Source organism: Streptomyces sp. NBC_01384, from assembly GCF_045040035.1.
Lineage (GTDB): Bacteria > Actinomycetota > Actinomycetes > Streptomycetales > Streptomycetaceae > Streptomyces.
In genome coordinates this window covers 1,754,976-1,779,995 of sequence record NZ_CP109559.1, presented here as the reverse complement: position 1 = coordinate 1,779,995, position 25,020 = coordinate 1,754,976, and the positions used below count along the sequence as shown (strand labels likewise).

The 25,020-nt window shown below is 67.6% G+C and carries 24 protein-coding genes and 3 pseudogenes; 21 read left to right on the top strand and 6 right to left on the bottom strand.

Annotated elements, in window-relative coordinates; genetic code table 11:
- Positions 1 to 756: 756 nt before the first annotated feature.
- Positions 757 to 1,533, top strand: coding sequence for an MIP/aquaporin family protein (locus OG747_RS07960; RefSeq protein ID WP_405878583.1), 777 nt, complete (start codon positions 757 to 759; stop codon positions 1,531 to 1,533).
- Between the two features lie 566 nt (positions 1,534 to 2,099).
- On the opposite strand, the pseudogene OG747_RS07955 reads toward OG747_RS07960, so the two are convergent.
- Positions 2,100 to 2,330, bottom strand: a pseudogene (locus OG747_RS07955) (ABC transporter permease); the annotation flags it as partial.
- A gap of 488 nt (positions 2,331 to 2,818) precedes the next feature.
- Between OG747_RS07955 and OG747_RS07950 the strand changes: the two are divergent.
- From OG747_RS07950 to OG747_RS07925, 6 genes and pseudogenes are all read left to right on the top strand, one after another.
- A pseudogene (locus OG747_RS07950) lies at positions 2,819 to 2,944 on the top strand (transposase); the annotation flags it as partial.
- A 305-nt stretch (positions 2,945 to 3,249) separates the two neighbouring features.
- A complete protein-coding gene (locus OG747_RS07945) occupies positions 3,250 to 3,936 on the top strand; it encodes an RNA polymerase sigma factor (RefSeq protein WP_405878582.1) in 687 nt (228 codons plus the stop codon).
- Positions 3,933 to 4,994 (top strand): CU044_5270 family protein, encoded by a 1,062-nt coding sequence (locus OG747_RS07940; RefSeq protein ID WP_405878581.1) that lies wholly within the window; start codon positions 3,933 to 3,935, stop codon positions 4,992 to 4,994. The genes OG747_RS07945 and OG747_RS07940 overlap by 4 nt, the downstream gene beginning before the upstream one ends.
- A gap of 342 nt (positions 4,995 to 5,336) precedes the next feature.
- The gene (locus OG747_RS07935; protein WP_405878580.1) at positions 5,337 to 6,827 is read left to right on the top strand and encodes a dihydrolipoyl dehydrogenase family protein; all 1,491 of its coding nucleotides are present in this window, start codon (positions 5,337 to 5,339) and stop codon (positions 6,825 to 6,827) included.
- A gap of 547 nt (positions 6,828 to 7,374) precedes the next feature.
- Positions 7,375 to 7,602, top strand: a complete 228-nt coding sequence (locus OG747_RS07930; RefSeq protein ID WP_405878579.1) for a hypothetical protein — start codon at positions 7,375 to 7,377, stop codon at positions 7,600 to 7,602.
- Positions 7,572 to 7,714, top strand: a pseudogene (locus OG747_RS07925) (IS3 family transposase); the annotation flags it as partial. The gene OG747_RS07930 and the pseudogene OG747_RS07925, both read left to right, overlap by 31 nt.
- A gap of 379 nt (positions 7,715 to 8,093) precedes the next feature.
- Here OG747_RS07925 and OG747_RS07920 read toward each other — a convergent pair.
- Positions 8,094 to 8,654, bottom strand: coding sequence for a GNAT family N-acetyltransferase (locus tag OG747_RS07920; RefSeq protein ID WP_405878578.1), 561 nt, complete (start codon positions 8,652 to 8,654; stop codon positions 8,094 to 8,096).
- 21 nt (positions 8,655 to 8,675) lie between these two features.
- On the bottom strand, positions 8,676 to 10,004 hold the full coding sequence (locus OG747_RS07915) for a hypothetical protein (protein WP_405878577.1): 1,329 nt from the start codon (positions 10,002 to 10,004) through the stop codon (positions 8,676 to 8,678).
- 487 nt (positions 10,005 to 10,491) lie between these two features.
- Here OG747_RS07915 and OG747_RS07910 point away from each other — a divergent pair, with 487 nt between their 5' ends.
- On the top strand, positions 10,492 to 10,950 hold the full coding sequence (locus tag OG747_RS07910; protein WP_405878576.1) for an ATP-binding protein: 459 nt from the start codon (positions 10,492 to 10,494) through the stop codon (positions 10,948 to 10,950).
- Between the two features lie 12 nt (positions 10,951 to 10,962).
- Positions 10,963 to 11,487 (top strand): ATP-binding protein, encoded by a 525-nt coding sequence (locus OG747_RS07905; protein ID WP_405878575.1) that lies wholly within the window; start codon positions 10,963 to 10,965, stop codon positions 11,485 to 11,487.
- A 75-nt stretch (positions 11,488 to 11,562) separates the two neighbouring features.
- On the opposite strand, the gene OG747_RS07900 is transcribed toward OG747_RS07905, so the two are convergent.
- Entirely contained in the window at positions 11,563 to 11,805 is a 243-nt protein-coding gene (locus OG747_RS07900) for a hypothetical protein (protein ID WP_405878574.1), read from the bottom strand.
- A gap of 219 nt (positions 11,806 to 12,024) precedes the next feature.
- On the opposite strand from OG747_RS07900, the gene OG747_RS07895 reads away from it, so the two are divergent.
- The 12 genes from OG747_RS07895 (at position 12,025) to OG747_RS07840 (ending at position 23,506) form a co-directional block, all read left to right on the top strand.
- Positions 12,025 to 13,119 carry an ATP-binding protein gene (locus tag OG747_RS07895; protein ID WP_405878573.1) on the top strand — a complete coding sequence of 365 codons (1,095 nt, stop codon included), beginning with the start codon at positions 12,025 to 12,027 and terminating at the stop codon, positions 13,117 to 13,119.
- 79 nt (positions 13,120 to 13,198) lie between these two features.
- On the top strand, positions 13,199 to 13,705 hold the full coding sequence (locus tag OG747_RS07890; RefSeq protein ID WP_405878572.1) for a roadblock/LC7 domain-containing protein: 507 nt from the start codon (positions 13,199 to 13,201) through the stop codon (positions 13,703 to 13,705).
- Positions 13,705 to 14,136, top strand: coding sequence for a DUF742 domain-containing protein (locus OG747_RS07885; protein WP_405878571.1), 432 nt, complete (start codon positions 13,705 to 13,707; stop codon positions 14,134 to 14,136). Before OG747_RS07890 ends, OG747_RS07885 begins: the two co-directional genes overlap by 1 nt.
- 28 nt (positions 14,137 to 14,164) lie before the next feature.
- On the top strand, positions 14,165 to 15,430 hold the full coding sequence (locus OG747_RS07880) for an ATP/GTP-binding protein (protein WP_405878570.1): 1,266 nt from the start codon (positions 14,165 to 14,167) through the stop codon (positions 15,428 to 15,430).
- Positions 15,431 to 15,516: 86 nt separating this feature from the next.
- Positions 15,517 to 16,767, top strand: coding sequence for an acyl-CoA dehydrogenase family protein (locus tag OG747_RS07875; protein ID WP_405878569.1), 1,251 nt, complete (start codon positions 15,517 to 15,519; stop codon positions 16,765 to 16,767).
- Between the two features lie 229 nt (positions 16,768 to 16,996).
- A complete protein-coding gene (locus tag OG747_RS07870) occupies positions 16,997 to 17,296 on the top strand; it encodes a hypothetical protein (protein ID WP_405878568.1) in 300 nt (99 codons plus the stop codon).
- A 184-nt stretch (positions 17,297 to 17,480) separates the two neighbouring features.
- Positions 17,481 to 18,653, top strand: coding sequence for a radical SAM protein (locus OG747_RS07865; protein ID WP_405878567.1), 1,173 nt, complete (start codon positions 17,481 to 17,483; stop codon positions 18,651 to 18,653).
- 28 nt (positions 18,654 to 18,681) lie between these two features.
- Complete coding sequence (locus OG747_RS07860) at positions 18,682 to 19,866, top strand: SPASM domain-containing protein (RefSeq protein ID WP_405878566.1); 1,185 nt, start codon at positions 18,682 to 18,684, stop codon at positions 19,864 to 19,866.
- Positions 19,863 to 21,002: a UDP-galactopyranose mutase gene (locus OG747_RS07855; protein WP_405878565.1), complete on the top strand. Its 1,140-nt coding sequence runs from the start codon at positions 19,863 to 19,865 to the stop codon at positions 21,000 to 21,002. Before OG747_RS07860 ends, OG747_RS07855 begins: the two co-directional genes overlap by 4 nt.
- Before the next feature lie 34 nt (positions 21,003 to 21,036).
- A complete protein-coding gene (locus tag OG747_RS07850; protein WP_405878564.1) occupies positions 21,037 to 21,750 on the top strand; it encodes a WbqC family protein in 714 nt (237 codons plus the stop codon).
- On the top strand, positions 21,747 to 22,880 hold the full coding sequence (locus tag OG747_RS07845; protein ID WP_405878563.1) for a DegT/DnrJ/EryC1/StrS family aminotransferase: 1,134 nt from the start codon (positions 21,747 to 21,749) through the stop codon (positions 22,878 to 22,880). Before OG747_RS07850 ends, OG747_RS07845 begins: the two co-directional genes overlap by 4 nt.
- Positions 22,877 to 23,506, top strand: coding sequence for an NTP transferase domain-containing protein (locus OG747_RS07840; RefSeq protein WP_405878562.1), 630 nt, complete (start codon positions 22,877 to 22,879; stop codon positions 23,504 to 23,506). The genes OG747_RS07845 and OG747_RS07840 overlap by 4 nt, the downstream gene beginning before the upstream one ends.
- Here the strand turns inward: OG747_RS07840 and OG747_RS07835 are convergent.
- On the bottom strand, positions 23,421 to 23,840 hold the full coding sequence (locus OG747_RS07835; protein ID WP_405878561.1) for a DUF6262 family protein: 420 nt from the start codon (positions 23,838 to 23,840) through the stop codon (positions 23,421 to 23,423). The two genes, OG747_RS07840 and OG747_RS07835, sit on opposite strands and share 86 nt — an antisense overlap.
- Positions 23,837 to 24,946: a tyrosine-type recombinase/integrase gene (locus OG747_RS07830; RefSeq protein WP_405878560.1), complete on the bottom strand. Its 1,110-nt coding sequence runs from the start codon at positions 24,944 to 24,946 to the stop codon at positions 23,837 to 23,839. The genes OG747_RS07835 and OG747_RS07830 overlap by 4 nt, the downstream gene beginning before the upstream one ends.
- Between the last annotated feature and the right edge of the window lie 74 nt (positions 24,947 to 25,020).

Sequence of the window (25,020 nt, the reverse complement as noted above, 5' to 3'; positions counted from 1 at the left end):
AAGTCGGCGTCGAGACGTCCTTGAACGAAGCAACCATGGACAGGCCGTGCGCCACCCCTGGGCACACCTTGAAGGTGTTGTCCTGAACGATCTTCGAGGATTCTCACCGGACGCGACGATGGTCTCCGAGAATGCCTCGATGCAGTCATAGGCGCCCTTGATCCCCGCCTGCAGTGGTGGCCGATGCTGGTGAACAGGTCGTCGAGGTGGCGCGGTCCCAGGTCGCTGCGAATGCACCCGTGATGCTCACCTAGTCTCGGCGCATGAATTTCACCCGATTGCTCCACTCGGCGCGCCTACGGCTTGCACGCACTCAGAGGATGTAAGCGATGCCCCCCTCGCAGAGGATACGGAACATGGACGCAGGCATATCGCCTATCACCGTTCGGGTGAGACGTAGGATAGCCATCGCCGCGACTCTCGTGGCCGCTACTTCCTCGCTTTCGGCGGCAGCTTCTGCGGACGATGGAAATTCTGGGAATTCAAAGAGGGGTCGTCGTCCAAGCCTGCGATGATTCTCATACATGGCACCAACGTCGGCATCGCTCCTCACATGTCGCCCCGGACCGTCGACAGCAGCTCTCGTGGCTACCGGTGCAAGCAAGCGAAGCTGATACGAACAGCGCTGAGAGCCGGACGTTTGAGCCTCGCGGCTCCGGCTGGAGCCAAGTCATAATGAGGCTCTTCGCTAAAAATTCTGCAAGCGGTGCGCCGAGTTTCCTGTAACTGTGCCTGGGGTGCACGAGGGGAGGTAGTGTGGTCGGATGGCGCGAGGTCGTCTCTGAGTTTGCCGGGACCGCGCTCCTGCTGCTCTTTGGCCTAAGTGCGATAGTTATGGATTTCTCGCAGGGTTCTCCCATGATGTCACTCATTCCGAGCGGAGATCTGCGGCGACTCCTGACAGCTGTAATCTTCTCTTTCTGCGGCACTCTCATCATCTACTCCCCGTTGGGTCGCATCAGCGGAGGGCATATCAACCCGGCTGTTACTGTGGCCTTCTTGCAACTAGGGAAAATAAGCGCAAAGAGCGCCTTTGCCTACATAGTTGCTCAGATTGCGGGAGCGGTGTCCGGAGCGGCGATTGTAGCGCTTATCTGGCGGCATCGAGTCACGAACTCGCGCCTGATAGTTACGGTTCCTGGACCTGAAGGAGTGTGGGTAGCCTTGATAGTCGAAGTGGCGGCGTCCTTCCTGCTCATTTCTCTAATATTGTCCCTTCTTGAGATACCTCGCTTGATGCCCTTTACCGCAGCGGCAGCGGGTGTCTTGGGGATCGTATTGGTTTTCCTGGCAGCGCCCATCTCGGGAGCTGGACTGAACCCTGCGCGGAGCCTCGCTCCCGCCGCCATCAGCAATACGTGGGATGATCTGTGGGTTTATCTGCTGGCCCCTGTGTGCGGTTCTCTCGGTGCGGCCATAATGCATCAAATGAGGCGGCGCACCATTCCATGTGCGAAACTAATTCATGACAGATCTTACGTATGTCACCTCAAAAACTGTCTCTACACGCAAACGCAGTCTCGTGGGACTTGATGAGATCTTTGAGTGTTGCCGCTCCAGGGTGAAGACGGTTGCGGCGATTGACGACATTCGATTCACGCTGCACCGGGCTCTGCGGAAAAGCCAGGGCTTCAGACGGGTCACACTCCGCTCCTGCGGTGACCGCGCCGCCGAGGGCACGCGGTCGACCGTTCGCCGGGGTGGCATGAGGTCGCGGCCAGGGCGGCGCCCAGGGGGGACGCACTCAGAGCAGTCCCGTTCACCGGGCTGAGCCCCCGCCTGTTCGGCAAGCTGGTGACCGTACTGCGCTGCGGCTGGTGACCGTACTGCGCTGCGAGGGTGCGGATGCGGTCCGCAAGGGACGGCCGTGGAGCCTCCCGCTGAAGAACCGGTCTCTTCTGGTCGCGGCGTAGTGACTGATTTCGAATACAGCTTCGACAATCTCGCTGTTCGGGCCCAAAGGGTGCCAGGGCCATGACGGACCTGGCTTCGCCGCGGTGGCTTCGATCGCGTATGTCAGGTAGTGGCGAGTGCTTCGGTGGGGTGAGCCGCGAGGCGCGGATGGACGGGTAGACCCCAGCGACGATGCCGACGAGGAATGCTCCGCCGATGCCCTCGGCTAGGGAGTTGAGGGGGATGACGGGCGGCCATGCCTGGTGGGTGGCGTAGCCGAGGGTGGCGAGGGTACCGAGGAGGGCTCCGGCGAGGCCGCCGAGGCTGGAGAGGATGACGGCTTCGACGAGGAACTGGCTGCGAATCTGGCCGCGGTTGGCACCGAGTGCTCGGCGCAGTCCGATCTCGCGGCGGCGTTCCAGTACCGAAATGATCACGGTGTTGGCGACTCCGATGCCGACAAGCAGGGCGACTCCTGCCAGGCCCAGGAACAGGTCGGAGAAGGTGTTCTCGGTGGCTCTTTTTGGCGGTGAGGGCGTCGCGGTCGATCAACGCCCCGTCCCATGGCCGAGGCGTACGCCCGCGGTCGTCACGGCCTTCGCCGGCCGCCGCTTTCGAAACGGCGGCAATCGTGCCGCTACGGCGTCAGACCGGAATTCCACGACCCGGACCACGGCCGCCGTCTGGCACACATGACACGGGCGGCGGCCCTGTGCTCACGGAGTCATCCGCGGCCTGGCGACGCCGATCTCTCGTGCCTTCAGCGTCGGGCGAAGGCCAACAAGTCTGCGTCGAAGGCGTCCTTGAACGGTGCAACCATTGAGAGGGCGGTATGAGAGTGCATAGGAGTTTTGTCATCACCTGAACGTGTGGCGGTGCGGCATCCCGGCCGGTCGGCGGCCGTGGGCATGTTGGGCTGGGCACCGTGAGCGAGCGCAAGCCCTACAAGACCGACGTGAGCGACGAGCAGTGGGCGTTGGTCGAGCCGGTGATCGCCGCGTGGAAGGCCGCGCATCCCTCGGTCAGCGGCCATCAGGGCCGGTACGCGATGTGACCGTGCCCGGTGACGGCTTTGCGCGGCCGGCACACACCGCTCGTGCAGGCCGCACGGGAGTGGACCCTCAAGCCCCGCTTCAAGTGGTCGGTGCTTCGTGGCGTGGAGCAGAGGCCACGGGCCGCGCCGGGGGTATGGACGGACAAGCTCGGCGAGGGTGCATAGGCGGACATCAAGGCGGCTAGTTTACACTTCAACGACATATCGTGGCGCTGCCACCGAGGTCGGTGGCAATGGGGCGCGTGAGGCCTCTGATCGAGAAGACACCGGGATGCCGAAATCCTGCTGCGCCTCATCTGACTGTGATCCACCTCACGGGAACTGGCCCCGTGTATCCGACAGGTACCTGCGTGAAGCAATCCTTGCGAGCTCGTCTGCGAGCCGGCGATCCAGAAGCCTTCCGCCAGCTGTACCAGGAACTGGGCCAGGCGATCTACGCGCACGCCTACCGCGCCACGGGCGACTGGTCGGCCGCCGAGGACGCGGTGTCACTGACGTTCCTGGAAGTGTGGCGTCTGCGGGAGCGGCTGGAGCAGGGCGACGAGAGCCTCCGCCCCTGGGTCTACGGCATCGCCACCAACGTCCTGCGCAACCGCGGACGCGCAGCGCGCAAACACCAGCAGACCCTGACCCGCTTCCCCACACCCGAAACCGTCCCGGATATTGCCGACGAAGTCGCCGCTCGCATCGACGACAGCGAAAGGCTCGCGGCCGCCAGAGCGGCGGTGGCCAGGCTGCGCCGCGGGGACCGCGATGTGTTCATGCTGTGCGTCTGGTCCGACCTCAGCTACGCCGCGGCGGCCCAGGCCCTGGGCATCCCGGTCGGCACCGTCCGCTCCCGCCTGTCACGCGCACGGGGGCGTCTGCTCAAACTGACCGAGCAGGAACTGAAGCGCGTGAAAAAAAAGGTGGAACCCCCTGCGCCCGTCCGACAGATACAGGGCGACCGCACACCCGCGGTCCGGTCGATACAGGAGAAAGCCCGATGAACGCTCCGAAGCATGGTGACGAGGCCGAGCGCCAGGAGCTGTCGCACCTGCTGCCGCGCCCCGGCACACCAGGTCTCTCTCCCGCCCGGTCTCAACGTCTTGAGGAATATCTGATGCAGGAAGTCACCCAGACCGGCGCGCAGGCGCAGCCGTCTCCCGCCGCGAAGCGCGGTATGCCGCGCTGGAGCCTGATAGCCGCGCCGGCCGCGGCCCTGGCTGTCGCCGCAGCCGTCGCCGTCAGCGTCGCCAGCTCCGGCGCGACCCCCGCCGACGACAGTGTGGCCATGGCCTCGGTCATCACCGTGCAGCCCGCCTCCGCCCACGGCGCCACCGCCTTCCTCAGCCAGGTCGCGGACGCGGCCAGCAAGCAGAAGACCCCGACCGTCGGCGCCCACCAGTTCATCTACGTCAAGAGCAAGGTCGGCTTCACCCACCAGGTCAAGCAGCGCACCATCGGCGGCGCGGCCAAGCTCGACGCCGTCCACCAGCGCGAAGTGTGGCTGGCCGCCGACCCCTCCAAGGACGGCCTGATCCACGAGGGCGGCCAGAACATCACCATCCACAACAGCGGCGCAGGTGTGGTCAACCCCGGCGAAGCGTCGCAGCCCGCCAGGCCGGGCACCGTCCCGCAGATCGCGTCGCTGTCGACGAACCCCGACGCGCTGCTGAAGCAGATCTACTCCGCCACCCGCGGCGAGGCCCCCGGCAAGGACGCCGCCGCGTTCAACTGGATCGGCGAGACCGTATCCGAGTCGATCGTGCCCGGTGACGTGGCTTCCTCCATCTGGCGGGCCGCCGCGAAGATCCCCGGCGTCGTCCTCGTCAAGGACGCCACCGACGCGGCCGGCCGCCATGGCGAAGCCATCGCCCACGTCTCCAACGGCGAACGCACCGAGTACATCTTCGACCGCAACACCCACCTGTTCCTCGGCGAGCGCAGCTACCTCATCAAGGACACCTCGATGGGCAAGGCAGGCATGCTCACCGGCACCAGCGCGGTCCTCTCCCGCACCGTCGTGAACAAGATGGGTGACCTGCCTGCAGGCGCCGGCGCCTGACCCGCACACCACCCAACCGCCCGGCTGCTGACCATCACTCAGCGGTCGGGCGAACCCGCTCCTGCCCGGCGTCCCCGCGCTGGGCGACGGCCCCGACGTACAGCTGTGGCCGCATCTGCACGGTACGGACGCCATGTATCTGGCGCTGATCCGCCGGACGGCGTGACCTCTCCCAGCGCCGAGAACAGCCCGAAGGCGTACCCTTTCTCGTATTCGGAGAATAGGCCGGAGCGGAGTAGGACGAGAGGTGGTAACCCCCGTCCGAGCGCAATATGAGAGCCATCGCCTGATCCTCCGAGTTCACCATTCTCGTATTTGAGGGCGTGAATGATGGCAGCGCGTGTGGATCCCGATCGTTCCGAGTGGGACGTCATCGTCCTGGGCGGCGCCGCGGCCGGGGAGAACGCGGCTCAGTACGCCACGCAGTTCTCCGGTCTGGACGCGGTGCTGGTCGAGGCGGAGTTGCTGGGCGGCGAGTGCTCGTACTGGGCCTGCATGCCCAGCAAGGCCCTGTTGCGCCCGGCCGAGGTGCTGGACGGCGGACGGCATGTGCCGGGTGTGTCCTCGCTGTTGAACGGGCGCGAGTTGGACGTGCGGGCGGTACTGGCCCGCCGGGACACCGTCGTGAACGGCCTCGACGACTCCTCGCAGATCGGCTGGGCGCTCGGCGTCGGCATCGATGTCGTGCGCGGGTACGGGCGGCTCGCCGGGGAGCGCGCGGTGGCGGTTCGGACGGCGGCCGGCGGCACCCGTGTGCTGACCGCACGGCACGCGGTGGTGATCGACACGGGCTCCTGCACCACCGTGCCGACGATCCCCGGCATGAGCGAGGCACGCCCCTGGACGTCCCGCGACGTCACCAATCTGCACGAGGTGCCACGCCGGGTCGTGGTGCTGGGCGGTGGGGTGGTCGCGTGCGAGGCGGCGACCTGGCTGAAGCCGCTGGGCGTCGAGGAGTTGAGCATCGTGTACCGGCGCGCCGGCCTGCTGGCCCGGGCGGAACCCTTCGCCGGGCGCATGGTGGGTGACCGGTTGACGGCCGCGGGGGTGCGGCTGCTTCCCGGCAGGTCGGTCACCGAGGTGCGGCGCGACGATCCCCGCGACACGGGAGTCGGGCTGCCGCACGGCGGCGAGGTCACCGTCCGGCTGGACGACGGGAGCACGCTCGTCGCCGACGAACTGGTGCTCGCCACCGGCCGGACGCCGAACACCCAGGACATCGGCCTGTCGTCGGTGGGATGCTCCGACGGCGGCTTTCTGGAGGTCGACGACGAGCAGGGCGTGCGGGCGGTGGACGGGCATTGGCTCTATGCCGTCGGTGATGTCTGCGGACGCGCGCTGTTGACCCACATGGGCAAGTACCAGGCGCGGGTGGCCGGTGAGGTGATCGCCGCCCGTGCCACGGGCGGTCCGGCGGTCGGCGCGTGGAGCGGCCCGCCGGGCTCCGCCGACGGGCACCGGGGCAACCCGCAGGTGACCTTCACCGACCCGGAGGTCGGATCGGCCGGCGTGACCGAGCGGGAGGCGCGCGCGGCGGGACTGGACGTGGCGACGGTCGAGTACGACATGGCCGCGCTGGCCGGCACGTATGTGCTGCGCGAGGACTACCTCGGGCGCGCCAAACTGGTCATCGATCGCGATACCGACACGGTGGTGGGTGCCACGTTCGTCGGCTCGGGCGTTGCCGAACTCGTCCACTCGGCCACGACGGCCATTGTCGCGAGAGTGCCGCTTCCCGTGCTGTGGCATGTCGTGCCCAGCTACCCCACCGCGAGTGAGGTGTGGCTCCGCCTGCTGGAGACGTACCGCGCGCAGAAGCAGCGTGTCGGGTAGCGTGAAAATACCCGTCATGCATAACCCGGCGGCACCCGGACCGTGCGAGGCGCGACACCCGCGCAACGGTCCCGGTGCCGCTTTGGTGCCGCCCCGGTGCGGCTAAGTGGTCGGCTCCAGAGGTCCTTCGGGGGTTGACTCCGGAGCCGGTCGTGGGTGCCGCCGTTCAGGTGTCGAGGTGATGACGATCGGTGATTTGGGTGTGGTTCGTTTCGAGTGAAGCTCGCGATCAAGTGGTGAGGGCGCAGTTCCGCTGGTCGGGGTGGTGTAGAGGCGGTCGTGCTCGCGGGCGGCGTGGAAGCACCAGGCCCTGCCGCTAACTTGCGGCTCCTGTTGTTCCCTCAGTTCCCGTGCGGAGCCAGTTCGATCATGGTTGAATGCTGCGCGCCGCGGCGCTCGGGGTGAGGTGCTGACACAGCGCGCGCCCGTTCTCTTTTCACGATGTGACACGGGCCACATCGGCCCCATGTCACGAACGGGGGGGCAGCTTGCGTCTGGTGGTCGTCCGCACGGCGGGAACGACCGACACGAAAGAGGCAGCAGAGCGATGACCGCGACAGCAGCGCAGCAGCACGAGGTCCTGGTCCTGGGCGCCGGTTACGCCGGGCTCTCGGCCGCGATCCAGCTCGCGGCCCGCACCAGGAAGCGTGGGAATCTGCGAGTGACGCTGGTCAACCCCTACGACACCTGCCGGGCCCAGGTGGAAGCAGATGCGGCAGGCTGTGGCCGTCGTGAGCGCGGGCCACCCGCGAGGAACTGCGGATCGCGATCGTGACCTGGATCGAGAGGACCTACCACCGGCGCCGCAGACAAGCCTCGCTCGGCCGGCTGACCCCCCCATCGAATTCGAGACCGTCATGACCACACCGGCCCTCCAGGTCGCGTGACCGAACCTGTCACCCAAACCTGCAGCAGACCCGGGGAGCGGATGTAGAACTTGGCTTGGAAGCGGGCAACTATCCCCTTGTCGGTCAGCTATGTCAGTCAGACGGCGGGCTGACGGGTAGCGGTCGTCATCTGCTGGCGACTCCGGGACCGGTCCCACAGAGAAATTCAGTACAGGAATCACTGCTCACGGAAACGTGGATCCCCTACACCAGCCGTAACCCCGAAAGCCCCACCAGTCCGTCGCGGAGCCTTTGGTGAGGCTGGCCCGGCGTCTCACGTCCCTTCCGTACGGCGGCCGCTGCTTGGCCGATCTCCCATCCACCCTGTCGGCGGGGATTCGGGCCGCGCCCGGATTGCGTGAGTGGAGGCTACGCAGTGTCAGTGGCCGTGTGCGGCATGGTCCCACTCGTGATCGAGTGTCGCGTGCACCACCGAGTCCCGCCACTTCCCGGCCTTGTAGATGTGCTCGCGGATGACACCTTCTTCAACCATGCCAGCCGCGGCCATCGTCTTCGCCGATGCTTCATTCGATGGTGAGCGCGCGCCCCAGATGCGGTGAAGCTCAAGGTCTTCGAATCCGAGGCCGAGTAGGAGGCGTACTGTCTCGACGCCGTAGCCGACGCCCCAGGCATCCGGACGCAGCGCGAAGCCCATGGTGGCCGCGCGCTGCTGGTGCGGATCTGTGGCCAAGCGGCCGAACCCGATCAGATGGCTGGCGTCTCGCTCGATGACCGCAAGTGCGTACTCGGTACGCGGTGACACGGTGGCTGAGGCGATGGACCGAGCCACGATGTGGCCAACCTCGTCGCGGGTCCGCGGCTCGAACGACAGATGCTCTGTTGCCTCCTGGTTGCCGTAGACGGCGAACACTGCGTCCACGTCTTCGATGACGAGTTCGCGCAGATCCAGACGCTGGCTGGAACGCTTGACCGGGTACATGCCAGGGACTCTACCCGCGGGCTAACGCGGAAGGGCAGGGCGAGTCGGCGGGTAGATCTCGATTTCGTCCCGCAGATCACGGGCGGCGATGGCAGTGCGTACCGGGTCAGTCATGAGTGCTCGGCGGACGCGCTGCGCTGACACGACGATGCCGTTGTTCCGGTGCGAGGACGGCAGGTCCAGGACCGGGCGAATGGCTGCGGCCGCGCCTTCTACGTCTCCGCCGTAGAGCCGGATGAGGGCGAGGTCGCATTGCGATCCGGCCAGGTCGCCGAACGCCCAGGACGGGGCGTCGGGATCGCTGAAGCCCTGCACTGCCAGTTCGGCCTGCGCGGCGAGTTGCGCGTCACCGTGGCCAAGGAGGGCTTCAGCCTCCACCCCGTAGTAGAGCTGCTTCTCCTGCGAGTAGGTGAACAGGCCCCCGAGCGCGTCGAGATCGTCCAGTACGACGTGGTCCCGTCGGTCGGTGGCCTGCTGGTTCGCCAAGCGTACGGTCTCCTCGTCGCCCAGGACGGCTGCGGCTCGCGCCTGAAGACCGAGCAGCCACAAGCCGACGGTGCCGTTGTGATCGGCGGCTGTTGTGGCGCCTTTCTGGGCGTAGTGGAGGGCATCCCCAGGCTTGTCAGCCCAATAAGAGATAAGGGACTTGAGCCCGTCGACGAGGGCAACGAGGGGCGGGTGCTCGGCATCCCTTGCGCAGGCCGCAGCGACCCGGGCCATCGTAAGCGCCTGGTCCCGGTCCTCCATGTCGTTGAACCCCTTGGCCACGAGGAAGGACAGTGCGCCGGCCATGAAGTTGAGTTCACGCAGCTGCGACGGCCGGACCCTGCCGCCCTCGAGGATCCGCAAGACCTCGCCATGCGAATCCAGCAGATCGGTCCAGATCGCCGAAAGCGGCTCACGTGGGTACGCGGCGACGAGCCGAGCAACGTCGTCCTTGAGTAGGTCGAGGGTGTCCTCGCCCACCCTGTCGCGGTCCGCTCCCAGAAGGAATTCCTTTGCGCGTCGAACAGCCATCGCGCCCGTCCTTTTCATGTCGTTCAGATCCGTGCCGAGATCGGCACGGGGTGCAGTGGATGACGTGCTGGACAAGGACCGGAAGTCCGGAACGGTGCCGTCTGGAACCTCGGTCCACAACTGATCGATGCTGTAGTTGGTCCACGCGACGAGCACCCGGCGAAAGTCGCCCTGCGGCTTTCGCGTCCCGTAGTACCAGGCCTGAAAGGTCGGCTTAGCGGGCTCCAGGCCTTTCAGCCCCAGCCGTGCGGCCGCCTCCTGGTACGGCGGCAGGAAGTCCTTGTGGTCGCGTAACTCCCGCTCGTCGAGCCAGTACCGGAAGAACGTACGCATGGTGCCTCCCATCCCGTCTGTCCCAGCACGTCACTGCCACGACGGTAAAACGCCTACCCCATCAACGTGCCCCATACAGACGGTACTTAGCGGGATCGAGGAAGTTCCGAGGATGAGCCGATAAAGAGCGTCAACTCTGTACCAAGAGCCGATGAAGGGACGGGGCTAGATCCGTACGGCCACGATTGAAACGCTCGTACCCAGCCCTTGCAGAGAGTGCTTGGGCGGGCACAGTCGTGGAACAGGGAGTCCCCGTGAAGTCGCAGATGCACCGCACCGCATTGCCCACCGTGGCCGCGACGTGTGAGGCGTCTTCAGGCCGCTACGCGCTGGCAGCGCCCCAGTGGCCCGACCTGGCCCCCGATCCCGCAGCACCTGGTTTGGCAGACGCCGCGACTGCGGGGCCTGGCCTCCCCGACTGCTGACTTTCGGAGGCTGATCGCCAAGTGAGGCTGATCGCCAAGTGAGGACGCATGGAGGATTCGGCATGACACAGACTGTGACCATCGCGCGGACGGACCCCAGAACCACCAATCGGCTCCGTGCGTGCACCGGCCTTGACGTGTCCTTCTCCCGCGCCAGCGGCTCCACGGCCGGCGCCAACGCGGCAGCAGACCAGGCATGGCCACATCGCATACGCCGCATCATCCGGGCCGGGCTGAGGCACTGGGGCCGACCAGACCTCGCCGCCGACGCCGAACTCCTCGCCACCGAGCTGGTAACGAACGCGCTCAAGCACGGCTGTGGCGACGTCGGGGTACGCCTGTGTCCCACCGCCGATCGCCTTTGGATCGAGGTGCGAGACGGCTCTCACGAACTTCCCGTGCCGCGCAACGCAACTCCTGATGACGAGGACGGCCGCGGTCTCTTCCTCGTCAGCTCCATCGCCGACGACTGGGGCGTCAGCCCCGACGGCACGACGACCTGGTGCTCCCTCCGCTTCTGAGAAGGAAGGACGATGGAACCCGCCGCGACGCCAGTCCCGCTCTTGGCCGAACGCTCCACCGGCTCGGCCGTCCGGCCCGAGCGTCCGCAGGAATTGCGACGCCGCTTCGCCATCGAGACGGACGCTGTACGGCTCGCTCGCATTCACGCCCGGACGAGAGGCTCCAACGAGCCGGACGCTGTACGGCTTGCTCGCATTCACGCCCGGACGAGATTCGCGCTGATGAGCTGGCCGGGAGAACAGGAGGACGCCACCAGCATCGTGGTGGAGCTGATGCGGAACGTCGTTGACCACGTCGGGACGCAGTACCCGGCAGGCGAAATCGTGCTGGACCTGGTCGTCACCGAAGGCGAGACCCTACTGATCTCCGTGACGGACCCGAGCCCGGAATTCCCTGACTTCCTGATGGCCATCACTGCGCAGAAGAGCACAGGCCTTGCACGAGTACGTGAGCTTGGCGGTGAGACCACCTGGAGCATCTCGGAAGACGGGGATAGGAAGACCGTCCGGGTGCGGATGCAGCCGACGTCCCCGTAACCCGCCAGGGCCGGCCGTTCGCTGCCGACTCTTCGTCTTGCCTTGCCCCTTGTCTGAACCTGACTGTTGAGGAACTCAATGTCTGACGGCGTGTCCCCCACTCGCCCGGTCACGCACCGCCGTGGCCGCCGACGTCGCTCCGAGGCGGACCGTTTCGTGCTCGAACAGATCCGAGCGGCGGTAGCCGTCCCCTTGGTGATCGTTGCGGTGCTCCTTGGCATGGCCGTCGTTGCCTGGCAGGTCGGGCAGATCCCCGCTGGGCAGCTGGTGGGCGCACTGGCGTGCGGTACGGCTGCGGCCGCGCTCGTCGGCGCGCATCGAGCAAAGGCTGCCGCAACGGTTGTGCAGGGGGCACAGGCGGCAGAGTTACAGAAGATCACGGGTGCGACGAATGCCGTCGAGAAATCTGTGCTGTGGACCGCTGACGAGCTGTGCCGGGGCGGAAGGCCATCTGTTCCCGACAGCCTTCCGCCAACGGGAGGCACAGGCCTGGCAGCAGAGATCGAAGTGCTGCTGGGAGAGCTGCAACTCCAGGCTGTGGCGTCTCTGATACGCGTACACGACGAGTCGCAGTCCGCGGTCCTGCTGGAGATGCTGCGCCAGCTGTCGCGGCGTGAACACGCCTTGGTTGGGCGGGGGTTGGAGGCGCTGACCGAGCTCCAGGCGCTGACTGACGACCCGGAGCTGCTGGACAAGATCTACAAGATCGATCACCTGGTGACGCGGATGCGCCGTCTGGTGGAGAGCAAGGCCGTGCTGGGGGGCGAGTCTCTGCGCAGCGTCCGCCGTCCCGTGAACGTGGTGACGGTCCTGCGCGGAGCGGTCTCCGAGGTGGTGCAGTTTCCGCGGGTCGCTGTGGCGGCGGGCACCGTGGGAGCCGAGCTCGCACTTCCCGGGCACGTGGGCCCCGACCTGACGCACCTGCTGGCCGAGCTGATCGAGAACGCGTGCGACTTCTCCGACCCGAATACGAAGGTGCAGGTGCGGGCGCAGAGAGTGGCGAAGGGGCTGGCGATTGAGGTCGAAGACCGCGCGCTGCCGATGAGTCCGCAGCTCCGGGCGAAGATGAACCGCGCCCTTGCCGAACCGGACCGGGTCGACGTCAGCGCCCAGGTACGCGACGGGCATATCGGCCTGCTCACGGCCGCGAAGATCGCCCAACGCCACGGCATGTCGGTCACCCTGTCGGAGAACTCCACGGGTGGCACCACAGCCCTCGTGGTCGTACCGACCAGGCAACTTGTAGCGATCCCGTCTGGCGCTGCCCGCACCACAGCGCCGCCCCCGGCTCCGGGCCAGCCGTCGCCCGCCGCCCCCGCGCAGCCGCAGTCAGCCCCGCCGGCTACGGCCATCTACGCGCAGTCAGCCCACGCCGAGCGGCGCGAGACGGCACCCACCCCCGACATACCGGGGCGGCCTGCCGGTGCGCCGCCGCTGCCGCAGCGTACGCGCGGACAGCTGCGCATCCCCGATGCCGCGCAGAAGCCCCAGGCTCCCGCGAAGGCGGCCAGACCGGGCTTGGCCGCAGCGTTCCGGGTAGGCATGCACTCCGCGCGAACACAGAAGACCACTGCCCCCGCCCCGTCCCCGCAGGCCGCCGGTCGCGGCGAACCACCGGCCGCACACCTGTAGCCCCCCCACCGTGTGGCGCGCCCCCGGCAGGGCGGCCACTCATTCCGTATGGAGCGAATCCACCATGACCCCCTATGACATGACAAGCGCAAATGGCGTCGACACTGCGACTGCGCCCCCGGAAGACACCGCTGGGCCGCAGCAGCGGATGGCGTGGCTGCTGAAGCAGTTCGCCTCCACGGTCCCGGGCGTCACTGACGCCCTGCTGCTCTCGCGCGACGGACTGAAGCTCTTGCACAGCGACATCCCGAAGGACTGGGCGGATCCGCTAGCCGCCACCTTCAGCGGCCTGGCCTCGCTGGCCCAGAACATCACCGGCCCAACCGAAAAGAAGATGGCGCCGCAGCAGATCATGATCGAGCGGGAGGACGCCCTCTTCTTCATTCAGAGCGCGGGCACCAGCGCCGCCTTCGAGGACCACCCCGGCAACACCAGGGGCATGGTCGACACCGTGCTGGGCGTGATCACCCGGGTCGACGCCGAGGTCGGCACCGTGGGATACGAGATGGGCCGCCTGGTGGACCAGTTCGCCCCGTACATGGTCACCCCGGTCCGCAACGACGCCATGCCGAGCGACGATGCCTGATGAGCACACAGAGTCGGCAACCGTTAGTGATCGAGGCCGCTGAGACATCCGCGTTCGTACGGACGTACACGCTGACCGGCGGGCGTACCCGTCCCCGCCACACATTGAGCCTGGAGACGGTACTTGAGCCCGGCCCCGGCAGACCAGGTCCGGGGCTGCCCGAGGAATGCGGGCAGATCCTGGGCCTGTGCCAGCAGCGGCGGCTCTCGGTCGCCGAGCTGGCCGGCACCATCGGCCGCCCCGTAACTCCCGTCAAGATTCTGATCTCGGATCTGCTGGACGTGCGCGCCCTGGTGGTGCCCGTCACCGATGCCTACGACTCGTCCGATTCTCCGACCGGGCAGCGCCCGACCCGACAGTTACTGGAGGCACTCAGTGCCGGTCTCAAGGCCCGGTGGCCCGATGCTGACGCGTACCCCAAGGCCGGATGAGGCGGCGTCCGCCAGCGCGGGTGCCGGGATGAAGGAGGTCGGCGGTCCGGCGGTCCTGAAGATCGTGGTCGCCGGCGGGTTTGGGGTCGGCAAGACCACCTGCGTGCGAGCCGTCAGCGAGATCGAGCCGTTGACCACCGAGGAGTACCTGACGCAGGCCAGCGCTCCCACCGACAGCCTGGAGGGCGTGGAGACCAAGGACACCACCACGGTGGCCTTCGACTTCGGCCGCCTCTCCCTCGACGTTCCGGTGCCGCTCGAACTGTTCTTGTTCGGCACGCCGGGCCAGGACCGGTTCGTGGACCTCTGGTTCGACCTGTCCAGCGGGGCGGTCGGCGCCGTCGTCCTGGCCGACACCCGCCGCCTGGCCAGCAGCTTCACCGCGGTCAGCTTCTTCGAGCAGATCGACTTGCCGTTCATCGTCGCCATCAACCAGTTTGATCGCGCCTACCGCTACCCCGAACACGAGATCCGTCAGGCCCTCAGCCTGGGCCGCCGCATCCCGGTGGTCGCCTGCGACGCCCGGGTGCCCTCCTCCGTCGCCGGGGTCCTGCTCACCCTGGTCGACCACGCCCTGTCCAGCAGCCCCGCCGACCCCGCCCGCCCGCCCGACCAACACCGCCCTCCTGGATGCCTGATGACACACCACACCCACACCCCCCTGCCGCCGACCTTCACCGGCCCGAACCCTCACTTACTGCCCGCGCGAGCGGACCGCGACGTGATCGTCCCACCGCCCGGCGCGGTCCGCCTGGGCAGTGGCACCGTCACCGGCGACCAGGCCCAGGAGTTTGCCGAGCAGACCGCCCGAGGCGACCTGATACAGCGTCTCCACGTCCCGACGGGCCCCCACACCTTCTTCGACGGCCTGGCTGCTGAGATGGCCACGGCCACCGGCTTCCTCTACGGGATGGTCAGCCTCTTTCTGGCGGAGCAGACCTTCGTCGGCCTGCACAACCCTCCGCCGGACAGCGGCCACCTCATTGTGGGCCGCACCATGAGCCGAGACCACGGTTGGTGTCCTGAGGTCGTCAAGCGGAAGAAAGCCCTGCCGCTGCCCAACGTCCACGCATCCCCCCGCTTCAGCGGCAACCACGTGGTCGACGCCGTCGGCATCCAGTCGTACTTCGGCGCGCCCCTGCTCCACGCCGAGACCGGCATCGTCCTGGGCACGGTGTGCGTCATCGACCCCGACACGCGCCCCCTCAGCGACGCCCGTCGCCTCAGAGACGTCGTCCTCGCCACCAGCGACACGGTCATGAAAGCCATCACCGCCGGCGCGTCCACGTACTGACTCCTGCGCCACCCCACCCGGGAGCCGCAGCCTGCGGATCCGGCCGCACCCCGCCTTGCGACCTCACACAGGGAGAGGGACCGACCATGCCCACCACGCCGCCCACCGCACTCAGCCCGTATCTCACCCCCGTCCACGAGCTGCTGTGGCAGGAGACCGACGCCTTCGCCGCCGAACACGTCGCCTCCCGCGCGAAGCGGATGGAAGCCTTGCCTCACAAGGTGGAGCGCGAGCTGCCGCAACTCATGGCCGCACAGGGCTGGTTCGCGGTGACGATCCCCCGGGTCTACGGAGGCATGGGCGCCGGTCACGTTGCCAAGACGATCTTGATCCACCGCATCGCCACTGTGTCCGCAGCTGCCGCAGCGATCCTCCAGGCCAGCCTGATCCCCGTCGCCGCGCTGCTGCGTTTCGGCACGGACGAGCAGAAGGCGTACTGGCTCCCGCAGGTCGCCGACGGCACAACGCTGTTCTCGATCGCCGCCACCGAACCGGATATGGGTGGTCACATCGGAGGCATCGAGACCCTCGCCGAGCGGCACGGCAACCAGTGGGTGATCACCGGCGGCAGCAAGATCTACATCGGCAACAGCCACATCGCCGGACTGCACGTCGTCCTCGCCCGCACCGCACCGCCCGGCACCACCGCCTCGCAGGCCCTGACGGCGTTCCTGGTCGAGCACGACCGCAAAGGGCTGACCCTCGAACCCCACCGGCCAGGCCTCGGACTGCACGGCTTCTCCCTCGGCCGCCTCGACCTCGACCGCGTCCGAATACCCGCCGACAACACACTCGGCGACATCGGCCAGGGCATGAACGTCGGCCAGAGCAGCAGCATCCTGTACGGCCGCCCCAACCTGGCCGCCGTCAGCCTCGGTCTCCACGAGGCGATCGTGCAGACCACCGTCCGCTACCTGAAGAACCGCCCCCGCTACCAAGGCACCCTGTCCGACCTACCGGTCCTCCGGTACCGCCTCGGGGACATGGAGGCCCGTCTACGGGCCGCCCGCATCATTGCTTACCAGGCCGTCCACCTGCTCGACCACGGCCTGTCCTGCGACGCCGACCTCGTCAACTCCAAGTACCTCGGCCACCAGTGGGCCGTCCAGTCCGGGCAGGACGCCATGGAGCTGCACGGCGCCCGAGCCCTGGACACCACCTACCTGCTCCAGCGCCTGTGGCGGGACGTCCAGCACACCTACCCGCCCGCCGGAACCGGCGAGGTCCAGCGCATACGCCTCGCCGAGACCGCCCTCCAGGAAAACACCATCCAGTGGTCCGAGCGGTTGGCCAGCGAAGCCTCATGGGCCCGCTCGGAGGACCTCACCGCCACCTGACCCCCGCGCGCGGCAGCCCCGTCGTCGTTCACTGCCGCGCGCGGGCCCCCCGTCGTCGAGCACAAAGCCCTGACTCCCCGCTCGGCGACGGGGGCCACAAACACCCTTCGCTCCCCGGGACATGACGGTGGCCCGGGGAGCGAAGGGACCGACGAAGCCAACGGGTGGCCGTCTCCGCGGCACGCCGCAGAGACGGCCACCCCAACCAACTCTCTGGACAGGACCATCAGTGACCCAGACCTGCTTCACCGTCCTCGACGACACTCGCGGCCATCCCGACCTGACCGAGCAGATCTACGGGATCCTGCACCGGGTGGCCCCGATGGTGAAGGAGACCACCAGGCCTGCCGCTGCTGAGGCTCCGGCGGTCGACCTCGATTGCTCAGGCCGTATGGACCGCATCACGGCCATCGTGCTGTGCCTGCTGTTCGACCTGACGCAGCAAGCCGCGCGCTTCAACTCCGGCGTGAACCCGTGGGGGCAACTCGCTGTGTATGACGACATTGACTTCGCTCTCTTCACCGCATGACTCCCGCCCGGTGCCCGCTACGTGAGGGGCTACCGGCACCGGGCGGGCCCTCGGCGTGGAGGGCCAGGCGACCCCCGAGCCTCTCGGGCGGCATGGCAGCCCTCCACCGCCGGGAGGCCCAACAGAAAACAGATAGGCGCTTCGCACATGAGCTGGCACTAGCACAGCCTGAAGGAGGCACAGCATGCGACGTGAACTGCCGCTGGTAACTCCGAGGAAGGTCGTCAATGAAGATGTTGCCGAACTGACGGCCGGTGCCCGGACTTCGGCGGAGGCACTCGGTTACCGCTACGCGGAGATCGAGCGCCACCACCGGTTCCGGTACCTGTTCGATCCGATGCGGCTGCTGGAGCAGCGGGATGCGATCCGGGCGTACGCGGCCGGGGATGATCCTTTCCCGACGAGCATCGAGATCGACCCCGCGAACACCTGCAACCACCACTGCACGTTCTGCATCTACAGCAGCCTGCACTCCAAGGAGCGCAGCGAGCGGATGGCCCCTGAACGGCTGCTGTCGCTGGTCGACGAGCTGGCGCAACTCGGTGTGACCTCACTGCTGTTCGTCGGCGGAGGCGAGCCGATGACACACCCACGCACGGTCGACGCGATCGAGCGGGCCGCCGGCCACGGCATGTCGGTGGGGCTGGTCACCAACGGCTCGCGGGTCGTCCCCGAGCTGGGGGCCCGGTTGAAGCGAGCTGCCACGTACGTACGGTTCAGCCTGGATGCGGCCGATCCCGCGCTGCACGCCAGGCTGCACGGCAACGACGACCATCACCGGATCATCGCGAACCTGCGGGCACTGGCGGCGGCAGACGGCCCGTGCACGGTGGGGACCGGGTTCTTCATCAATGACGACAACGTGCACGACCTGGTCGCCTGCGGCGGACTGGTCAAGGAGTGCGGGGCCGACTACATCCAGTACAAGTCGTACTCCGGAGTCGCCGTCGAGCCCGGATTGCACGAACGGATGCTGGCTGGACTGGAGCGAGCACTGGACCTGGACGATGAGACGTTCGACGTCCACGTCGTAGACCGGATCTTCGACAACGGCACCCACCAGGTCCGCGGCTACAGCCGCTGCCACTGGCAGCAGTTCAAGCCCGCCATCGGAGCCGACGGCAACGTGTTCCTGTGTGCCCAGAAACGCACCCGCACCGACGCCGGCATGGGTATCGCCGGGGTGATCGGCAACATCAACGACTCGACTTTCGCCGAGATCTGGCATGGCGACCAGCGCCGCAAGGTTCTGGAAGAGCTCGTGTTGAAGTCCTGCCCGTTCTGCGTGCACCACCAGCAGAACCGGATGCTCGAATTCCTGACCGAGTTCGACGCCCCGCACGGCTCGTTCTTCTGACCCCCGCCCCTTTTGCCGGAGGTATCTGATGGTCCAACCCGTCAGTGAGACCGACCTGATCACCGCCACCGCTCAGCCCCGCCCGTACTGGTCCGCGCACAAAGCCCTCTACGCGGCGGCCGACGCTGCGGTGCCTCCGGCGCGCGGGGAGATCCAGATTCGGCCTGCGCCGTGGACGCTGGAGGTCTACGGCACGATGGACTGCAACGTCGCCTGTGACCACTGCAACGCCGACGAGCGCAATCACGCGTACGGGCAGGGCAGCATGCCGCTGGAGATGATGCAGCGCCTCCACGTCTCGATCGCGAACATGGGAGTGCGTGGCGTCCAGTACTGCGGTGGCGGTGAGCCGCTGCTGTGGCGCGGCGGCCAGATCACCGACTTCATTGCCGCCCTGCCGCGCGAGACCACGCGGGCCGGCATGGCGAGCAACATGACCATGGGGAAGGTACTGGCCCGCCCGGAGGTCCTGGACCGGATGGTGTTCGTCGAAGTCGCGGTCTTCGCTTATGACGACGCCACTTACGAGGCCGTTGCCCGGGTCCGGCACGGGCAGAGCCGGATGGAGAAGGCGGTCCGTGCTGTGCTCGCGGCCCGTCGGGAAGCCGGGCTGGCCAGTCCCGCCGTCAACGCGAAGATGATCATCAACTCCACCAACTACCGTTGGCTGCGGCAGATCTACGCGTGGGCTGAGGCAACCGGCTTTGACTCGATCCATCTGCGGCTGGCCGACGACTACGAGCACCGCGGCGGCGGCTTCGTCCTCGACGAAGTCCAGCGCGCGGAGTTCCGCAGCGACCTGGAAAGCTTCGCCGCCGAGCGGGGACTGACGGAGTGGGCGGACAAGATCGGTCTGATCCTCGGCGACGACAACAAGGGCATCACCGGCGCCCACTCCCATTGCTGGACGGTGGCCACCGGGGTGAACTGCTGGGTGCTGGCGAACGGGGAGGTCTACATTTGCGGCCCCCAGTGGGGCAGCAAGCAGTACCTCATCGGCGACCTCAACCACGCTAACCTGGAGGACATCTGGGGCGGCGAGCAGCACCAGCAGGTTGCCCGCCGTCTGATCGCGAACATGGGCCTGTCCCGCTGCTACGCGCTGGGCTGCCGCCACATCAAACAGTCCATGACCGTCGACCAGTGGATGGCCGGGAGCGCTGTGGTGCCCCCGCGACAGGAGTTCGAGCGGCGTCATGCGTGGTTCCTGTGACCAGGCCCCGGGCACACGATGTGGTGATCGTTGGCGGTGGGCTGTTCGGGCTCGTCCTGGCCGAACAGCTCGCCACCCGGTGCCCGGCGAGTGTGGTCGTCGTCGAGCGCGAGCACCATCTGGGCGGCCTGTGCTGGTCGAGGCGCGATCCGCACACTGGTGTGGAGTACAACCCGTACGGCACGCACGTCGTGGCCACCGCCGACCCGCGAGTGTGGGAGTGGTTCACGCGCCGGGTACGGATGGTGGCTTACGAGCACACTGTGCACGCCTGCGTGGCCGACGTGCTCGTACCGCTGCCGCTCGGTCTGGAGGCCATCGAAGCCGCCTACGGACACGCCATGACGCCAGAACAGGCCCGCGCCACGGTGGAGCAGGATGCCGCGCCGTACCGTAACGCTCCGGCGGACAACGTGCGGACCCTGGCTCTCGCACGGGTCGGTCCGAGGCTGTACGAGATGTTCGTCCGCGGGTACGTGGCCGCACAGTGGGGTGCCGATCCGGCCGATCTCGCCCCGGAGGTCTTCGCCGAACGATTCGGCATCTCCTACCAGCCCAGCCGCGGCTACCACCCCGGGGCCCGGTGGCAGGGCCTTCCGGGCGGCGGCTACGGCACCCTGATCGAAGCGCTGGCCGACCACCCGCGAATTGAGGTCCATCTCGGCCGCGACTACCTGCATCCACCGAGGCCGCGGTACCGGCGCCTCATGATCGTCAGCGCACCTATCGACGCGCACTTCCGGTATCAGCTCGGCTCGTTGCAGCGCCGAAGCCTGCACCTTCGCTGGCAAGTCGTGGACGCCGGTGTTGCGCAGTCCGCCCCTGTGGTCACCTACCCGGATGGTACGAGCCCCTACTACCGCTCGCACGCGCCTGCCCTGCTGCCGTGGAACCGTGGCCATGATCAGTCCGCCGCCATACTCGCCGGGTTCGAGGCCGCCGGTCCTGGACCGAATCGGATCGACTTCGTACTGCGCAGCCCGCGGAACGCCGAACTCGCAGAGAGGTACCGGCAATTAGCTGTGTCCCCGGACGTGATTCTCGCCGGACGTGGCACCACTTTCTACGACGACATGGGCCGCAGCGTCGCCCAAGCCCTCGCCCTCGCCGACCGGCTGGTTCCCGGTCTGCTGTAACCCTGCCGTCCGAGCCGACCTAAGGAGGTGCCGCATGTTCACTGTGGCCATCCATCAACCGCACTACCTGCCGTACACCGGCTACCTCGACAAGTGGGACCAGGCCGACCTGCTCATCCTGCTGGACGACGCCCAGTTCAGCCGCGGCGGCTGGCAGAACCGCAATGCCGTCAAGACCGCTGAGGGCAGCCGGATGCTCACCGTGCCGGTGCGGCACGGGGGATTCCGCACCCTGCGGGAGGTGCCGATCGACTACTCGCAGCCGTGGGTCCGCACCCACACCCGCACCCTGAGCCAGGCCTACACCCGCGCCCCGTACGCCCATCTGCTGTCGTCTTTCCTGGAGGAGGTCTACTGCCGACGCTGGAGAAGCTTGAGCGAGTTGACCGTGCAGTGCACCGTCACGCTCGGCCGGATGTTCGACATCGAGACACCCACTGTCCTGTCCAGCACGCTCGGTTCGATTCCCGGTAGGCGCAGCGAGCGACTGGCCGCGCTGTGCCGTGCGGTGGATGCGGACACCTACCTGGCGGGCGACGGCTGCGCGGTGTACCTCGACCGGCAGCCCTTCGACGAGGCGGAGATCGAGGTGCTCTGGCAGAAGTTTGCCCACCCGCGCTGGCCGCAGCTCCACCGTCAGCACGGTTTCCTCACCCACCTGACCGCCTTGGACCTGCTGCTGAACACCGGTCCGGACGCCCGCGCCGTCCTGCGCGGACCGCGCCTGTTCGCGGAGGCGGCGCGGTGACGGCCGTCGATCAGACGGATCCGGTGCCGATCTGGCGCACCTTCCTGCCGCCGCAGGTCCGCCGACAGGCACATCTTGAGGTCGCGCAGATCCTCAAGACCGGCCGCATGGTCGACGGCCCGCTGACCGAACGCCTGGAAGCGGCCGTCAGCCAGGCGTTCGCCCGCGCCGCGGTCGCCGTCGCTTCCGGAATGGACGCGCTCGAACTCCTCCTGGAGGCCTTCGACGCCAGAGGTCGTGATGTGTTGATCCCCGCGAACTGCTTTCCTTCTATCCCCGCCCTCGCCCAGCAGCTCGGCGCCCATCCCATCCCCGCCCCCGTCGACCCCGGACAGCTGGCCCTGGCCCAAGACACCGCTGCGCTCGAGGCCGCCGTCCGGCGTCCGATCATCGTCTGGGTCCATCACGCCGGCCTCGTCGCCCCGTACGCCCGCGCGACTATCACCGCGTTCCGCAGCGCAGGGCACACTGTCATCGAGGACTGCGCCTACCTGCTGCCCGACGATCAGCCGCGCGACGGGCCCGGCACCAGGGGCGACGCCGCACTGATCTCTTTCGCGCCGACCAAACCGATCAGCGGCAACGGAGGCGGCATCGCCCTCCTGCGAGATCCCCACCTCGCCGACCTGGTCCGAACACGGCGCTCCCACAGCGGCCAGGAAGTCCGTTGGGAGGGCGGCGACCGTATCCACCGCAGCCGCACGATCACCGAAATCTCCGCCGCCCTCGCCCACGGCCAGTGGCAGCAGCGCGCCAAGACCCGCACCGCGCTGCGCCACATAGCCGACGCCTACCAGGGCGCCTTCGCAGGGCATGCGTGCCAGGCCCTGCCCGAAGGCCGCATCCCGCAGGACACGTGGGGTCGCTTTCCCGTCGACCTCGGCTCACCTGACGCCGCCTGGACTATGCGCGACTGCATGGCCAAAGACGGGATTGCCACCACCGTGATGTTCGAGCGGCCTTGGAGCGACTACCCCGCCTTCCACACCAAGCCCGGAGTCCTGGACGGGCTGCACGACCGCCTGCAGCGCACCGTGTGCATCCCCTACCACCCCACACTGCGGCTCTCTGACGCGCAGCGTGTCGCCGCGTACGTCACCGACGCCTTCACCCCGGGAGGACCACGATGAACACGATGACTGCCGTACTGCTGGCCGCAGGTCGCGGAACCCGCCTCGGCCGCGACAAGCCCACCCTGCGATTCGGCAACGAAACCCTGCTGGAGCGCCACATTCGGCAAGCCCGCCTCGCTGGCGTCACCGAAATCGTCGTCGTCGCGGGCGACCACAATCGCGCCCGCATACGGGAGATCACTGCCACGCTCCCTGACCCCGCGCAGATCAGCGTCATCGTCCAGAAAGGGCCGGACGCCCACGCGGCGGCCGCCACCGGCATGGAACACATCTGCGGCCGCCCCGCCGCCTTCCTGTCCGGGATCACTGACATCGTCCCCGACGGCACCTACACCGCGATGACACCCGTCGGCAGTGCCGCCAACCCCGCCCTGACCATCGCCGCGTTCGTTCTGGAGCACACCTTTATCGGCGGCATGCTCGACTTCCACCCCGGTACCCAACGCCTCCGCCGGATCATCGAGCGCCCGCCGGGCGGCTGCCCGCCCGGCCGCCTCGTCAACATCTGGATACACCACCTCACCGGGGTCGGCTACATCAACCAACTCGCCCTCGCCACCCCATTTCCTTCGCGCCAGTCTGGTGCAGCTGCTGGCCCAGGTGCCGCTGGACTGCGTCCTTGAGGCGGTCGCGTTCCTCCCGGACGGCCGCCAACTCGGCCCGAGCAAGCTCCAGGTCGGTGGCCAGGCTCGCCGCGCTCGCGCGGCTTCCCGAGGTCTGCTCGCGGGCCTTCGTCACGGCCTGACCCTTGCGGGCCTTCTCGATGTGCTCGCGCATCCCGGCCGAGTAGACAAGCCAGTTCGAGACGCCGGCGGCGCGAGCGACGCTGAGGAAGGTGATCGTCTCGCCCTTCGCCTTCATCGCGTCGACCGTGGAAATCACCCGGGTCCGCTTCTCCTGGCTGTCACGCTGGCGGGACTCCAGCAGGACCTGGGCCGGGGTCCTTGCGGCCGTCACCGGTCGCCCCCAGTCTTGTTGCCGCTGACTACTGTCAGCGGCAACAGCGGGCGCCCTTCGCTGGCGGCCCTCACCTTGCGAAGCACCTTCGCAGCCTCCTCGACCTGGTTGCGCTCGTCCTCGGGCAGCTTGCTCATGTATTCCGCCATCTTGGCCCCGACCTGCTGGAACGCGGATATCTCGTCGCCCAGGCCCCGGGTAACGAACTCCGCGGCCCCGGTGGCCATCGCCATCTCCCGGTTGCCCTTCAGCGCCCGGATGTGGTCCTGGACTGCGGGAAGGTAGGACGGATCGGGCCGGTAGTGGCCGCAGCCGGCGCACTGGAAGCGGATCGGGCAGGCTTGCCCTCCGGCCTTCACGTTCGAGGGTTCCGTACAGTTCCCGAACGGGACGGCCACCGAACGCAGTTCGTAGGCGGTGTTCGATGCCATCGGCGAGGGCAGGCCAACGCGGTCCATCACATGCAGCCGCAGCGTCTTGACCGCTTCGTGTTTCCGCTTGAGGGAGACCTTGTAGTAGCCGGCCGTGGTGTTCGCCGATCGGTGGTCCATGAGATCGCGCAGAACGTCCTGCGGGACCCCGGCGTCGGCATGACGCTGGCAGTAGGAATGGCGGAAGGCATAGGGAAAGATCAGGTCGCGGTCGAACGGCAGCGGCAGACCGTCCGGCCCGAGCGTCTCGGAGTCGATCCGCTCAAGCGACCTCACCCAGGACCGCATCGCGCGGCCGAAGTTGCCCGGCAGCAGCTGGTGGTTGACCGTGTTGTTGGTGATCGCCGGGAACAGGTAGCGGGCACTGTTCGGCGGCAGCTCCAGACCCGCGCGCCGCGTCTTCCAGGCGTTGATCGCCGTCACCGTGTCCTGGCCGATCGGCAGACGTCTCCGCAGCCTCTTGCTCTTGCGGTTGTCCCAGATCAGTTGGTGTTCGTCCCCGTCCTTCTCCAGGCAGCTCAGGGCGAGCCGGGTCACTTCCTGGGGCCGCCGTCCGGTGTCCCGCAGCACGAGATAGGCGGTCTGGAACATCGCCTTGATGTCCTCGGCGACCAGCGTTCCGTAGGGGATGCCCTCGCCGAGAAGCTCCAGCTGCTGGTCGAGCTGACGGATCACCGACTCCGGGATCGTGAAAGTGTGGCCATCCGGTTCGTCCGGGCGTGTCGGTGGCGCTTGCCGGAAGCATGATC

Bases quoted from the DNA above. Each gene is read 5' to 3' on its own strand.
- OG747_RS07840 (WP_405878562.1), top strand. From the start codon at position 22,877: ATGAACACGATGACTGCCGTACTGCTGGCCGCAGGTCGCGGAACCCGC.
- OG747_RS07875 (WP_405878569.1), top strand. From the start codon at position 15,517: ATGCCCACCACGCCGCCCACCGCACTCAGCCCGTATCTCACCCCCGTC.
- OG747_RS07880 (WP_405878570.1), top strand. From the start codon at position 14,165: ATGAAGGAGGTCGGCGGTCCGGCGGTCCTGAAGATCGTGGTCGCCGGC.
- OG747_RS07900 (WP_405878574.1), bottom strand. From the start codon at position 11,805: ATGCGCGCCGACGAGCGCGGCCGCAGCCGTACCGCACGCCAGTGCGCC.
- OG747_RS07890 (WP_405878572.1), top strand. From the start codon at position 13,199: ATGACAAGCGCAAATGGCGTCGACACTGCGACTGCGCCCCCGGAAGAC.
- OG747_RS07905 (WP_405878575.1), top strand. From the start codon at position 10,963: ATGGAACCCGCCGCGACGCCAGTCCCGCTCTTGGCCGAACGCTCCACC.
- OG747_RS07910 (WP_405878576.1), top strand. From the start codon at position 10,492: ATGACACAGACTGTGACCATCGCGCGGACGGACCCCAGAACCACCAAT.
- OG747_RS07850 (WP_405878564.1), top strand. From the start codon at position 21,037: ATGTTCACTGTGGCCATCCATCAACCGCACTACCTGCCGTACACCGGC.
- OG747_RS07865 (WP_405878567.1), top strand. From the start codon at position 17,481: ATGCGACGTGAACTGCCGCTGGTAACTCCGAGGAAGGTCGTCAATGAA.
- OG747_RS07860 (WP_405878566.1), top strand. From the start codon at position 18,682: ATGGTCCAACCCGTCAGTGAGACCGACCTGATCACCGCCACCGCTCAG.
- OG747_RS07940 (WP_405878581.1), top strand. From the start codon at position 3,933: ATGAACGCTCCGAAGCATGGTGACGAGGCCGAGCGCCAGGAGCTGTCG.
- OG747_RS07885 (WP_405878571.1), top strand. From the start codon at position 13,705: ATGAGCACACAGAGTCGGCAACCGTTAGTGATCGAGGCCGCTGAGACA.
- OG747_RS07920 (WP_405878578.1), bottom strand. From the start codon at position 8,654: ATGTACCCGGTCAAGCGTTCCAGCCAGCGTCTGGATCTGCGCGAACTC.
- OG747_RS07915 (WP_405878577.1), bottom strand. From the start codon at position 10,004: ATGCGTACGTTCTTCCGGTACTGGCTCGACGAGCGGGAGTTACGCGAC.
- OG747_RS07930 (WP_405878579.1), top strand. From the start codon at position 7,375: ATGACCGCGACAGCAGCGCAGCAGCACGAGGTCCTGGTCCTGGGCGCC.